The sequence below is a fragment of the Streptomyces sp. NPDC043853 genome, from assembly GCF_056436025.1.
In genome coordinates this window covers 121,498-133,880 of sequence record NZ_JBWKDJ010000007.1, presented here as the reverse complement: position 1 = coordinate 133,880, position 12,383 = coordinate 121,498, and the positions used below count along the sequence as shown (strand labels likewise).

Below are 12,383 nucleotides of genomic sequence, written 5' to 3'. Positions count from 1 at the left end.
CTTGGCCGATCGGGTCCCGCGGCCTACTCTCGGGAGGCATTATTCAACTTGTTGCAAAAACAGGGGGTAGTCGTGCACCCGTTCCGCACCGCCGTCGAGAACCGGGACGCCGCCGCGATCGAGGAACTCCTCGCCGACGAGGTCGTCTTCACCAGCCCGGTCGCCTTCAAGCCGTACACCGGGAAGCCCGTCACCGCGGCGATCCTGCGCGCGGTGATGCGGGTCTTCCAGGACTTCCGGTACGTCCGCGAGATCGGGAACCCCGACGGCCGCGACCACGCCCTCGTCTTCACCGCCACCGTGGGCGGCAAACAGATCCAGGGCTGCGACTTCCTCCACTTCGACGACCGGGGGAAGATCGACGAGTTCACCGTCATGGTCCGCCCCCTCAGCGCCGCCCACGCACTGGCCGAGGCCATGGGCGCCCAGTTCGAACGGATCACCCGGGAGGCCGCCGCGCCCCCGGCGGTGTGACGGGCTCAGGGGCGGAACCGCAGCGGGTGGTCCGCCGGGACCTCCACGACGGCGATGCGTACATCGTCCGGGTCCGCGATCCACATCTCGATCAGCCCCCACGGCTCCCGCTGCGGCGGCCGCAGCACCTCGGCGCCCCGCTCCAGGAGCTCCCGGTGGGCGGCCTCCACGTCCTCCACCTGGAGCCACAGCCGCAGCCCGGGCGCGGGCGGAGCCTCGGCGCGGCCCGACACCTCCAGGAAGCCGCCGCCGAGGAAGTAGACCGTGCCGCGCTCGGGGCCCGTACCGAACTCGCGGTGGACGGCGAGGCCGAGGGTGCCGCCGTAGAAGGCGCGGGAGCGCTCGGGGTCGGTGGGGCGCAACAGGATCCTGCTGCCCAGTACGTGAACCATGGCCCCACTCTGCCCCAGTCCGGCAACGGCGGCCCCCGCCGCTGCTACATGGGGTCCATGGTGGCGCTCTCCGGGCCGTGGGTCTCCTGGAGCTTCTGCCGGATGTGCAGGGCCTTGTCGATCAGCCGCTGCCGCTCGGCGGGGTCCGTGGACCGCTGTGCCGCCAGCTCGAGTTCCTCGGCCTTCTCGCGCATCTGTCGGACCTGCTCGCTGGGCCCGCTGTCGCCGCTCATGGGGACTCCTCCGGTGGGGGCGGGAGCTGCGTCTCCTCTCCACTCAAGCACTCCCGGCAGCCCGGCCGCCGGACCTCCGCCGTGGCGGCCGCCATCTTCACCGAGGAGGACCCCGTCCGACCGTCCGGAATCCGGCCCCGGACCGCATTGCGGCCCCGCCCGTACGGGCGGGGCCGCAATGCGGTCCGGTGCGGTCGTACGCGTACGGGAGATCAGCCCGCGGTGCCCTCCAGGGCGCCGTCCGGTATCCAGGAGCCGTGGATACCGGCGGTGACCCGGCGGGGCAGCTGGACGGTCGCGACGCGGTCGAGGCCGGAGGCGTCGAGGACCAGCAGCTGCGAGGCGTCCTGCTTGAGGTCGGAGACGACGGTCAGCAGGTAGCCGTCGTCCTCGCCCGAGGACCCGGCCGCGGGGACGAACACCGCCTCGCTCGGCAGGCGGGCGTCACCGACCTGGTGGATGCGGCGGGCGCCGGTGGTGCGGTCGTACTTGACGATGCCGTAGCCGCCGAAGCCCTTCCCGTCGGGGAAGGAGATCGCGTACTGGTAGCGGTTCTCGGCGCCGAGGTAGTCCTCGTTGAGGGTCGGGAACTCCACCGCCAGGTCGTCGATGATCTGCTCCTCGACGGCCCCGGAGGCCAAGTCGACCACCCAGCGGCGGGTGTGGGAGCGGGAGGCGGGCTCACTGTTTCAGCAGCCGCCGCCCCGCCGCCCGCGCCTCGTCCGCCGGGCACCGCACCAGCGACGACTTCCCGATACCACCGGGCCCGTACAGGTGGAACGCGAACGGCGCCTGCGCGTCCCCCGCCAACGCCGCGGCGAATCAGGCGACTTCGTCCTCCCGGCCGATGAACGCCCGCTCCCGCGCCCTGCTCAGCCTCTCGCCCACGGACACCATGTCGGCTCGCCGCCCAGACCTCAGTGCCGGGCACCCATGCCCGATCACCCTGCTTGACCCCGAACCGGCCGCACCGGTTCCGCCCCAGGACGTGGACGGGGGTCAGCAGCGCGGCCCGGGCGTTGCCGTCTTCGAAGGGGGAAGAAGGCCACGTCGAGGTAGGCGCGCGCCGCCCGGGCCGCGAGCGGCGATCCCGGCTCGGCGGCCTCGCTCACGCAGGCCGTGAACTCCGTCCTGGTGCGCGGGGTCAGGGCGTAGCGCTCCGGCCGGCCTTGGCGTAGGAATCACCCGTACGGAACCCCGGGCTCCCGGCCGTGCCGAGCACCTCGTGCTGCAGGCCGGCAGCACGAAGTCCAGCGGCGTCCGGCGCAGCATCGGCCCGGGCCGGTGCGTGGGCCCGCAGCAGGCGCCCGGCACGGGGAGAACACGACCCGGACACCGGCGGGTGGTTTGGCCGCCGTGACTCACGGCACCCAACTATTACAACTATGATAGTTTGGGTGTAGGGTGGCGAGTATGGAAACGAGGACATACACGACGATCGACCTGCGCAAGCAGATGGGCGAGATCCTCGACCGGACCCGGATCGCGGGGGAGCCGGCCGCGATCACCCGCAAGGGCAAGACCCTCGCGTACCTGGTGCCCGCCGAGTGGTTCGAGCACTACCGGCAGCTGGCGGAACAGGCGTCGGGTGATGCCGCCGGCCAGGACGCGGCCTGACAGGACCGGGCCGGATATCAGGAGCTCTTGACACCATGACTGCGCAGCCCGTGCACTTCGACGGTCCCGGCGGAGACAAGCCGCTCCCGCCGATGCCCGAACGCACCCCCCAGGCGTTGCGCCTGGCCATCCAGGAACACGCCCCGCACCTCCTGCCCGACTTCGAGGCCCACTGGCGGCGTGCTATCGGGGATGCTTTCAACCTCACCCCCGTTCCGGCGTTCATGCGCCTGTGGTGGACCCAGTACGCCATCGCCCGTGATCCGGGTCTCGAAGCGCGTCTGAACGACCTCCAAGCCCGCGCCGCGGAGTCGGAGGACCCGCAGGAGTCGGCCAGGCTTCTGGCCGAGTACAGCCGTCTGCGGCGTGCGGCGGGCGTGGTGGAGCCCGGCCAGTGACCGACGATCCACCCCGCCCGCCCTGGCAGATGGACTGGACGACAGAGGCTCGCCAGGAATTCGACGGGATGCCGGCCGACGGCAGGCAACTCGTTCTGGCGGCCCGCGCCGAACTGATCACCGCAGAGGACCCCTACTACCGGGGAATCGACACCGACACGTGCCTGCCCCACTGGCTCACCGTGCGTCCGCTGGCCTCCACCAACCCCGGCGGTCCGCACATCGCCGACCTCGCGGGCGGTCGTGGGTGGCTCATTTACACCTTCATCCGCCGTCACGCCGAACCCCAGATCACGGTGACCGACGCCTTCTGGGCTTGAGCGTTCCGGTGCGAAGGCCGACTGTACTGACACCGGACGAGTGGTGACCATCGGTGCCGTCGGCGGGTTGAGCAGGCATGCGAAAGACGATCTACATGCTGGCAGCGGCGGCCCTGCTGCTTTCCGCGACGCCCGCGCACGCCGACGCGAGGGTCAGGGACGGGAAGGTCGGCCTGTCCGTCCGGGGCAAGGGACTGAGGGTGGACCAGGCCGGCGGCTACATGGACGGCCACGGGACCGGCGTCCGCGCCCGCCTGATCACCTACACCCCCAACGGCTACCGGTCGGCGCTGACGGGCTGGAAGGACGCCACCCCGATCTCGGCCGCCATGACGAAGTTCTCCGACGTGAACTGGAAGTTCAAGGGCGGCAGGAAGTTCCCCCACGGCACGCGGCTGTGCGTCGAGTTCAACACCGTGTCGGGGGAGCCGTGCGCGGTGATCCGCCGGTGAGGTGACGGCCGGCGATGAGATCCGATGAGATCCGATGAGATCCGATGAGATCCGATGACGCGCCCCGCCGAAGGTGTGCGCCGTTGGGGTGAGGAACAAACGATCCCTCATCGGCAGGGGGTTCTGCCCGCCGACGGGCGACGGGAGCATGCCGCTGACCGGAACCGCCTGGCACTGCCCGAGACCGCCCGGCCGCGCTGTCGGCGCGCGCCGTGCCGTGGGCGCTGCCGCGCATCCCCCACCCGAAGGAAGTGGTTCACCGTGGCCCTGACGACTGCGACGATCGCCGCCGAGCTGGAAGCGGCGAGCAAAGTCGGCGACCCGAAGGCCGACGAGCTCGTGTCGGACCTGATCGACAGCAAGGAGATCGACGGGGTCAACGCCCTGTTCCGGACCATCGGCACCCTCAAGCCCGGGATGGACATGTCCGGGCTTCCCGTTCGGCTCGCCGAATTCCTCAAGGAGGCCGCCACCCCGCCGCCGGACTGGTCGGAGGCGGACGTCAAGGCCGCGGAGAGCTTCTTCGCACACCACCACGGCGAGGTGTCCATGCTCCAGGGCACCGTGGGCCTGATCGGCACCTACCTCTCCCCGACCGGTGCCCACACCCTTCGCTCCACCGGCCGGCTCGGGGGCGTCGAAGGCCCCGGCCGACGCCTGTCCCAGTCCTCGCGCCTGTTCATCGACATGGGCAACAAGAACGCCATGCGCGACGGCACGCTCGCGGCCAACGTCACCAAGGTCCGCCTCGTCCACGCCTCGGTCCGCCAACTGCACAAGAAGAGCGGCGAGTGGGACTACGGGAAGTGGGGCGAGCCGGTCTCCCAGAAGTACACCACCGGCGCCGCCTGCGTGTTCTCCACCCAGATCCTGCAGGCCATGGACCGCCTCGGCATCGACGTCTCCAAGGACGACGCCAAGGGCTTCATGTGTGCCTGGCACTACGTCAACCACTACCTCGGCACCCCCGCCAAGTGGCTGCTGCCCAAGGACCCCGACATCGTCCAGGCCCTGTGGAACCAGGAACGCGACAAGGAGTGGAAGAAGACCGAGGACGGGGTCTTCATGACCAAGCAGGCCGTCGACTTCTACCGGAAGTTCTACGTCGGCCCCACCCACGACGCGTTCATCGCGATGGTCCGCCACGCCCTCTCCGACAAGTACGCCGACATGGCCGGCCTGCCCAAGGGCGTCCTCGACGTCGCGGCCAAGCCCCTCGCGGCCGGTCATGACGCGATCAGCGGCATCGGCGGCGGCCTGCTGGGCGGCGGAGCGAAGAAGGCCACCGGGGTGAACCCGTACAAGGAGATCGTCGGCGTCGCCTCCAAGGGCTTCAACGAGATCCAGAAGTTCGCCCTGACCCACGACCAGGACGACCAGCCCCAGATGCACCAGGAACTCCACGACAACCGCTGATCGCGACAGCCGCTGCTCACCGAGCACGAGGTCCGCCGTCCATCCGGCGCGCCTGACGGTTCGACAGGGTACCGGTACTTTCTGTTTCCCGTTCCCGTCCGTTCCCGTCCGTTCCGGACCGGAACGGACGGGAACGGACGGGAACGGAACGGGGCGGGTTGGACCGCTGGTCGCGTTGCCCCGGTCGCGACATCGCCGTGCGCCGTCTCGCGGCCCTTCGCCGCTACCCGTCCCTACGGCCCCGCAGGGCCGACGTCCCCGGTACGCGCGGCGGCCGCCGTCTCCAGCAGGAGCCAGCCGTCGGTCTCCGCTGCCCGCCGCTCCTCCGGCCGCCACCCGCCGGCCACCGCCGCGTCGAGCAGGGCCCGGACGGCGCCCGGTTCGTGCAGGTTCAGGGAGGCGCCCCGGACGTACCCCACGTCCCCGGAGCCCAGGGGAGCTCCGCCCGGTACGAACCGGTCCGGGCCCTGGGTGAAGACGATGCGCAGCGGCCCGCCGGTGCCGGCCGGCTGCGGGTACAGGGTGAGGGTCTCGCGGCAGGACCGGCCGCTGTCCGTCACGCTGTGGCTGTGCCGGAGCGTCCACAGGTACGCGCGACCGTCGGCGACCAGGCGGCGGGGTTTCTTCGGATCGCGGGGCACGGGGGCACGCTACTTCGCCACCGCCCGGCCCGGCCAACCAATAAGCGCTTGCCCGCCCGTCAGGGAGATGTGTGCAATGACGGCATGATCACCCGGTGGCGTCGGTGGCGTCGGTGGCGTCGGTGGCGTCGGTCGAGTCCGTCGCGTCCGCCGCGCCGAGACGTGACGTGACGAACGCCAACCGCCGGACCGGCCGGCGCGCGGGTCCGGGTGGGACCGCGACCGCATCGCCCCAGGGAGACGCCATCCGATGAACACCTCACCATCGCCGTCCGGAACGGAGCGGACCGACGGGTCGGCCGTCCGCCTGGGCGCTCTGGTCCCGCTGACGCAACCCGGCTGGGTCGAGGCGGGCCGGCACCTGCTCGCCGGGCTCGACCTGGCCGTTCGCGAGGTCAACGACGCCGGCGGGATCGGCGGGCGACCGCTCGAACTGGTGGTCCGGGACACCGCCGCCGACCCGGAGCGGGCGGCGGCGGCCGTGGACGAACTGGCCGGCCTGGGCGTGGCCGCGGTGGTGGGGGAGTACCACAGCGTCGTCGCCCGCTCCGCCGCCGCCCGGGCCGACGCCCTCGGCCTCCCCTTCCTCTGCTCGTCGGCGGTCCTCGACGCGCTCACCGACCAGCCGACGGAATGGGTCGCGCGCCTCGCCCCGGCGCAGTCCCGCGGCTGGCGGATCTACGCGGACTTCCTCCTCGGCGCGGGCCACGGCCGTATCGCCGTGGCGACCCAGCCGAGCGTCTACTGGGCCTCCGGGACCCGTGTCCTGCGGGAGCACCTCGCTCCCCGCGGCGGCACCGTCGTCGAACTCGACACGACCGCGCTCACCCCCGGGGCCCTCTGCGACGCCCTCGCGGACCAGGGCGCGACGGCACTGCTCCTCCTGGTCGGCCATCCGCAGCCGGCGGTGCCGATCGTCAAGGCCGTACGCGGCGACCGGCGGCTGGCGAAGATCCTGATCGGCGCTCCGGCCGGGCAGCCGGAGTTCGCCGGATGGGCCGAGTCACTCGGCGGGGACGGCGCCGGGATCCCGTTCCTGCGCTACCTGCCCGAGCGCCGCGGCCCACTGGGCGAACGCGTCGGGAAGGAGCTCCGACAGCGGCTGGGCGAGGCGCCGTCCTTCGTCGCCTACGAGGGCTGGGACACCGTCTCCGTCCTCGCCGAAGTGCTGCGTACTCACGGCACGGACCGGGCGGCCATCGCCGGGGCCTGGCCCCGGGTGGCGGTCGAGGGCACCCGCGGGCCGATCAGCTTCTCCCGCGCACCGGGCATCGGCGTCTGGCAATGGACGTGGCCGCCCGTCCAGGTCGTCGACCGGGATCCGGCGGAACCCGATCGCTTCCGGATCCTCCACACCGGCTGAGCCTGTTCTTCGTCTTCTGGCGCTCCTGAAGTGGTGCGGGCAGGCCGGTGAACCGGGTTCCCTCCCGCCGATCAGGGGGAGGGCGGCTCGCGGTGCCGACGCCTAGCTCTCCGCGGAGGCGGAGGCGGAGGCGGAGGCGGAGGTGGGGGCGGTGGCGGTGGTGGTGGCGGACGCGGTGGCGGTGCTGGTGCCGGTGGCGGTGGCGGTGGCCATCCGCCCCGTCACCGCGGTCAGCCACACCAGCCCGAGGCCCGCGCCGATCGTGAAGGCCAGGACGGAGGCGGCGGAGGCCGTGAACCCGGCGAGGACGGCCACCGGCACGACCCGCGAAGCCACCGCCCAGCCGCGGTGGCCGCGGGCGGCGAGCGGCCGGGCCAGGACGACGAACGCGCCGCACAACGCCAGATAGCCGACCATCCCGGAGACCATGTGGACGGCGCCGTGCCCGCTCATCGCGGCGGCATCGGTGGCATCGGTGGCGCCGGCCGGGAAACCCGCCCCCGCGTCGGCCGGGAACGCCGCGGCAGCCCAGAACGAGACGGCGAACACCCCCACCAGGACCGGCCCCCAGGTGCCACCCGCGCCACCACGCAGCATCCGGCGCAGTCCGACCGCGCCGACGGCCAACAAGGCTCCGGCGAGCAGGAAGTTGACCGTCTGGACCCAGCCCGCCGCGCCGAGGGCGAGCTGACTCAATGCGTTCCGGGTGAAGTCGAACCCGTCGCGCGCCAAGCCCTGGACGACCCCGGCGCCGAGGAACAGCGGCCCCGCCACCATCCCGCCGGCCAGGGCCCGCCGTGCCGCGGTACGCGACCCCCGCGCGGCGGGAACGACGTGCTGGGGTGCGCTGAGCGTGTGAGTCATGACCGGGCCTTCCTCGCGTCGACGGTGTCCCTCATATGACCGGCGCCACGGGCCGGACTCACCGCCCCACGGCCTGTGACCTGGATCACATCTGCCCCTGTCACAATCGCCTCCGCCCATCCGTCAGTGCTGTGAAGACACCGACCGGACAGCCACCAAGCACAAGGACAAGGACACGGCCATGACGCACACGAAGCCCTCGATCTCCCGGATGCCGAACCCGGCGGAGTTCGTGCCCGAGCTGAACGACATCAGCGCCGCCCTCTTCAAGGCGACCGGCAACCGCTCGGTGCCGCGCACCACCATGAACCTCGTCCACCTGCGCGCCGGACAGATCGTCGGCAACACCTACCTGACCGTCCTGAACACCGGTTTCCTGCGCAAGGCCGGCGAGTCCGAGGAGCGCATCACCGCCGTCGCCTCCTGGCAGGACGCCCCGTACTTCACCGACGCCGAACGCGCCGCCCTCGCCCTGGTGGAGGCCACCTTCCAGCCCGCCCCGCCCGGCAAGGAGCGCGTCTCGGACGAGCTGTACGCCGAGGCGGCCAAGCACTACGACGAGAAGGCGATGGCCACCCTCACCATCGCGATCGGCCAGATCGGCTTCTTCATCGCCCTGGCCGTGATCGGCAAGCCGCAGCCCGTCAGTTCCCTCGCGGACGAGCAGTGGGACTGAGGGGCCGCGTCAGGAAACCGGACCAGGACACCGGACCCGGTGAAGGGCGATGGTGGAGCCGTCCTCCTCGACCTCGAGGACGTCCCCGCCCTTCACCGTGGCCGTGAAGTCGTACAGGTTGCCGTCGAAACGGATCGTGTCACCGCTCACCCGGTACGTGCCCTCGTTGACGCCGATCTTGAACGCGGGACAGTGCTCCTCGTTGCACACCACGTCGTTCAGCCGCGAGAAGGTGCCGTCCGCGCCCAGCGTCAGGTCCTCCACGTACCAGGTGATGCCCGGCCGGGTCGTGTCCACCTCCTGCGCCCACGATCCGACCACGCGGGATTCCCCGCTCGCCCGCGGTGCGTCCAGGACTGCCCGCGGTGCGTCCAGGACTGCCCGCGGTGCGTCCAGGGCCGCCCGCGCGGCACCCGGCTGTGCCCCGGCGGCGCCGCCGGCGCCCACGGCCACCAGCAGCGGGACGGCCACGGCCACCAGGCCGAACCCCAGTCGCGTACGCAGCATCGTTCTCACCACCACACCATCCCCCACCTCACCCCCCGCACGGCGCTCCCCCACGGAGCTCCACGCCCCACATCACCTCATCGACGCACCCGGGGCGCCGGAGCGGTGACCGGGGGCCCGGCCGTTCCGGTCAGGGAGCCGGGAGCCGGGTGCCGCACCGGGCGCAGTAGCGGGTGTCGCGTTCGGTGGCCGGGCGTCCGCACGCGTCGCACACCAGGCTCAGCAGACAGGCCGGCTCGCCGGCGTCCGAACCGGGCTCCGGGGTGATGTTCAGGGGCGGGCGGCGGCGGTGTGCGGTGGTGTAGGCCATCCCTTCGGCCCCCGCCCGGACGGACCGTGTGGTGCCGGCGGGCAGCCAGGCCACGGATCCGGGCGCGAGCGCCACGGTGCGGTCCGGCGTACGGATCTCACCCGAGCCCGCGACCACGACGAGCAGCACTCCCAGGACCGTCTCGGTGTGCTCGCCGATGACGGCCCCCGCACCCAGCCGAACCAGGTTCGCGTCCAGGTCGCGGCCCCGGTCGCCCAGCGCCCACACGACACGGATCCCGCCGTCGCCGACCGACCCGGCGGGCGGCGGCGCGAGGAACACCGGCGTACCCGGAAGGGGCGTACCCGGAACAGACGTACCCATACCCACTCCACGGCCGGACGGGGACCACGGTTCGAGAGCAGTTTCCCACCACCCACGCCCCCCGAGTCCCCTTCGGCGCCCGAGTCCCCCCGAGTCCCCTGAGTCCCCGCGTCGCCCGCGTCCCACTCCGCCGGAGCGGGATGGGCCGGAGGCGTGACACGGGGCGGTCGTCGCCCGGCACCGTCACCGTCGGCTCGTATCGTGGGCTGCCGGGCGCGGAAGACGAGGGACGTGAGCGTGAGCGAACCGGCTATCGACTACCGGGCGGTGTTCCACGCACTGCCGGGGATGGTGGCACTGCTGACGCCTGATCTGGTCTACGCAGACGCGAACGAGGACTTCCTGAGCAACTCCGGCCACCCGCGCGAGGACCTGGTCGGCCGCTACCTGTTCGATGTGTTCCCGGACAACCCGAACGATCCCACCGCCTCCGGGGCGAGGAACCTGGAGACCTCGCTGAGGCGCGTGCTGGGCACCGGGGAGCGCGACACCATGGCCTTGCAGCGCTACGACGTGGAGCTGCCGGAGCACCCCGGCGAGTGGGAGGAGCGGTACTGGAGTCCGATCAACGCTCCCGTCCTGGACGCCGAGGGCCGGGTCGTCCTGCTGGTGCACCGGGTGGAGGAGGTCACCGAGCTGATCCGCGCCCGGGGCGAGGCGGCGGGGGACCGGGCCCGCGTGCTCGAGGCCGAGCTGTACACCCGGTCCAGGGAACTCCAGGAAGCCAACCAGCGGTTGCGGCAGGCCCACGCCAGCGAACGGTCAGTCGCCCTCGCACTCCAGGACGCGATGCTGCCCGCGCTGCGCCTGACCGAGCACCACCGGACCGCGGTGCGCTACCAGCCGGCCGTCGGCGCGCTGAACGTGTGCGGGGACTGGTACGACATCGTCGAGCTCCCGGGCGGGGGCCTGTCGGTGGCCGTGGGGGACGTCGTCGGCCACGGTCTGGCGGCCGCGGGTGTCATGGGCCAGCTGCGCAGTGCCCTCAGCGCCGCCTCCCGGGCCTCGGACGGACCCGCCCACGCCCTGGAGGTGCTCGGCCTGTACGCCCGGTCGGTCGAGGGCGCCGAGTCGACCACCGTGGTGTCCGTGAACATCGACTGGGCCGCCGGCTCGCTCACCTACAGCAACGCCGGTCACCCCCCGCCCGCCCTGCTGGGCGAAGGGGGCGCGGTGGTGTTCCTGGACCAGGCCACCGACCCCCCGCTGGGCGCCCGCCCCGAGCACGTCTCGCGGCCCCAGGCACGACTTCCCTTCGCCGGCGGGGACACCCTGGTGCTCTACACCGACGGCCTGATCGAGCGCCGACGCGAGGACATCGACGTCGGCCTGACCCGCCTGGCCCGCTCCCTGACCACCCACCGTACGCTCGGGCCCGAGCAGCTGGCCGACGCGCTCCTGCACGACCTGCTCCCCGCCGCCGGCGCCACCGACGACGCCGCCTTGGTGATCCTCCGCCTCTGACCGGGCCCGCGGGGCCGGTGCCGGGAAGCGCGCCCGACGGCTGCGTGGCGGGTCTTGTTCCTGCCCTGGAAGAACTTCATGCCCCGACGGGAACGAACAGGAGCGAACGGAAGCAGCATGGGCAGCGACGACCAGCAGGACTTGGCCGGGGCACAGCGGGCCCACTGGCAGCACACCTACGCCACCCACCCCGGGATGTACGGCGAGGAGCCGTCGGCCCCGGCAGTGCACGCGACGAACATGTTCCGTGCCGCCGGAGCGGTCGAGGTCCTGGAACTCGGGGCCGGCCACGGCCGCGACGCCCTTCACTTCGCCCGGGAAGGTTTCACCGTCCAGGCCACCGACTTCTCCGCCACCGGCCTGGCGCAGCTGCGCGCCGCCGCCACGCGGCAGGGCCTCGAAGGGCGCGTGACGACGGTGGTCCACGACGTCCGCGACCCGCTGCCCCTGCCGGACGCCTCGGTGGACGCGGTCTTCGCACACATGCTGCTGTGCATGGCCCTGTCCACCGAGGAGATCCACGGACTGGTCGGCGAAGTGCGCCGCGTCCTGCGCCCCGCCGGCACCTTCGTCTACACCGTTCGGCACACCGGTGACGCCCACTACGGGCACGGCACCCCGCACGGGGACGACATCTTCGAACACGGCGGCTTCGCCGTGCACTTCTTCGACCGTGCTCTGGTGGACGCCCTCGCCGACGGCTGGACGCTCGGGGAGGTCCACGCCTTCGAAGAGGGCGACCTGCCCCGTCGGCTGTGGCGCGTCACCCAGACCCTGCCCGGGGACCGTGCCCAGCCGGAGGGAGGCGCCCAGCCGGAGGGAGGCGCCCAGTCGGAGGGAGGCGCCCAGTCGGAGGGAGGCGCCCAGTCGGAGGGAGGCGCCCAGTCGGAGGGAGGCGCCCAGTCGGAGGGCCGTGCCTAGCCGGACGTGCC

General features: G+C 72.3%; 17 protein-coding genes and 1 pseudogene. 10 read left to right on the top strand and 8 right to left on the bottom strand.

All coding sequences use genetic code 11. From position 1 onward, the window contains the following. The first annotated feature begins 72 nt into the window (after positions 1 to 72). Positions 73 to 474, top strand: a complete 402-nt coding sequence (locus tag AC067U_RS19895) for a nuclear transport factor 2 family protein (protein WP_478831049.1) — start codon at positions 73 to 75, stop codon at positions 472 to 474. 5 nt (positions 475 to 479) lie between these two features. Here the strand turns inward: AC067U_RS19895 and AC067U_RS19890 are convergent, their stop codons facing one another. The 3 genes and pseudogenes from AC067U_RS19890 to AC067U_RS19880 all read right to left on the bottom strand — a co-directional run. Further along, a complete protein-coding gene (locus AC067U_RS19890; RefSeq protein ID WP_478831048.1) occupies positions 480 to 866 on the bottom strand; it encodes a VOC family protein in 387 nt (128 codons plus the stop codon). A gap of 44 nt (positions 867 to 910) precedes the next feature. Next, positions 911 to 1,099: a DUF6381 family protein gene (locus AC067U_RS19885; protein WP_478831047.1), complete on the bottom strand. Its 189-nt coding sequence runs from the start codon at positions 1,097 to 1,099 to the stop codon at positions 911 to 913. Between the two features lie 212 nt (positions 1,100 to 1,311). Continuing rightward, positions 1,312 to 1,764, bottom strand: a pseudogene (locus AC067U_RS19880) (carotenoid oxygenase family protein); the annotation flags it as partial. Between the two features lie 748 nt (positions 1,765 to 2,512). On the opposite strand from AC067U_RS19880, the gene AC067U_RS19875 reads away from it, so the two are divergent. From AC067U_RS19875 to AC067U_RS19855, 5 genes are all read left to right on the top strand, one after another. Further along, positions 2,513 to 2,716, top strand: a complete 204-nt coding sequence (locus AC067U_RS19875) for a type II toxin-antitoxin system prevent-host-death family antitoxin (protein ID WP_478831046.1) — start codon at positions 2,513 to 2,515, stop codon at positions 2,714 to 2,716. Between the two features lie 35 nt (positions 2,717 to 2,751). After that, a complete protein-coding gene (locus AC067U_RS19870) occupies positions 2,752 to 3,114 on the top strand; it encodes a DUF6247 family protein (RefSeq protein ID WP_478831045.1) in 363 nt (120 codons plus the stop codon). Then, the gene (locus tag AC067U_RS19865; RefSeq protein WP_478831044.1) at positions 3,111 to 3,434 is read left to right on the top strand and encodes a hypothetical protein; all 324 of its coding nucleotides are present in this window, start codon (positions 3,111 to 3,113) and stop codon (positions 3,432 to 3,434) included. The genes AC067U_RS19870 and AC067U_RS19865 overlap by 4 nt, the downstream gene beginning before the upstream one ends. A gap of 77 nt (positions 3,435 to 3,511) precedes the next feature. Beyond that, positions 3,512 to 3,886, top strand: coding sequence for a hypothetical protein (locus AC067U_RS19860; protein ID WP_478831043.1), 375 nt, complete (start codon positions 3,512 to 3,514; stop codon positions 3,884 to 3,886). 261 nt (positions 3,887 to 4,147) lie between these two features. Continuing rightward, entirely contained in the window at positions 4,148 to 5,302 is a 1,155-nt protein-coding gene (locus AC067U_RS19855; protein ID WP_478831042.1) for an oxygenase MpaB family protein, read from the top strand. A gap of 233 nt (positions 5,303 to 5,535) precedes the next feature. Here the strand turns inward: AC067U_RS19855 and AC067U_RS19850 are convergent, their stop codons facing one another. Both AC067U_RS19850 and AC067U_RS19845 read right to left on the bottom strand, forming a co-directional pair. Beyond that, on the bottom strand, positions 5,536 to 5,943 hold the full coding sequence (locus AC067U_RS19850; RefSeq protein WP_478831041.1) for a hypothetical protein: 408 nt from the start codon (positions 5,941 to 5,943) through the stop codon (positions 5,536 to 5,538). An 88-nt stretch (positions 5,944 to 6,031) separates the two neighbouring features. Continuing rightward, a complete protein-coding gene (locus AC067U_RS19845; protein ID WP_478831040.1) occupies positions 6,032 to 6,190 on the bottom strand; it encodes a hypothetical protein in 159 nt (52 codons plus the stop codon). 3 nt (positions 6,191 to 6,193) lie between these two features. Between AC067U_RS19845 and AC067U_RS19840 the strand changes: the two genes are divergently transcribed. Continuing rightward, positions 6,194 to 7,306: an ABC transporter substrate-binding protein gene (locus tag AC067U_RS19840; RefSeq protein WP_478831039.1), complete on the top strand. Its 1,113-nt coding sequence runs from the start codon at positions 6,194 to 6,196 to the stop codon at positions 7,304 to 7,306. A gap of 102 nt (positions 7,307 to 7,408) precedes the next feature. On the opposite strand, the gene AC067U_RS19835 is transcribed toward AC067U_RS19840, so the two are convergent. Beyond that, a complete protein-coding gene (locus AC067U_RS19835; protein ID WP_478831038.1) occupies positions 7,409 to 8,170 on the bottom strand; it encodes a DUF998 domain-containing protein in 762 nt (253 codons plus the stop codon). A gap of 181 nt (positions 8,171 to 8,351) precedes the next feature. Here AC067U_RS19835 and AC067U_RS19830 point away from each other — a divergent pair, with 181 nt between their 5' ends. Next, positions 8,352 to 8,846 carry a carboxymuconolactone decarboxylase family protein gene (locus AC067U_RS19830; protein WP_478831037.1) on the top strand — a complete coding sequence of 165 codons (495 nt, stop codon included), beginning with the start codon at positions 8,352 to 8,354 and terminating at the stop codon, positions 8,844 to 8,846. Between the two features lie 9 nt (positions 8,847 to 8,855). Here AC067U_RS19830 and AC067U_RS19825 read toward each other — a convergent pair whose 3' ends face one another. After that, positions 8,856 to 9,353: a hypothetical protein gene (locus tag AC067U_RS19825; RefSeq protein ID WP_478831036.1), complete on the bottom strand. Its 498-nt coding sequence runs from the start codon at positions 9,351 to 9,353 to the stop codon at positions 8,856 to 8,858. Between the two features lie 130 nt (positions 9,354 to 9,483). After that, complete coding sequence (locus AC067U_RS19820) at positions 9,484 to 9,987, bottom strand: hypothetical protein (RefSeq protein WP_478831035.1); 504 nt, start codon at positions 9,985 to 9,987, stop codon at positions 9,484 to 9,486. A gap of 237 nt (positions 9,988 to 10,224) precedes the next feature. On the opposite strand from AC067U_RS19820, the gene AC067U_RS19815 reads away from it, so the two are divergent. Next, entirely contained in the window at positions 10,225 to 11,451 is a 1,227-nt protein-coding gene (locus tag AC067U_RS19815) for a PP2C family protein-serine/threonine phosphatase (RefSeq protein ID WP_478831034.1), read from the top strand. A 117-nt stretch (positions 11,452 to 11,568) separates the two neighbouring features. After that, complete coding sequence (locus tag AC067U_RS19810; protein WP_478831033.1) at positions 11,569 to 12,372, top strand: class I SAM-dependent methyltransferase; 804 nt, start codon at positions 11,569 to 11,571, stop codon at positions 12,370 to 12,372. Positions 12,373 to 12,383 lie beyond the last annotated feature (11 nt).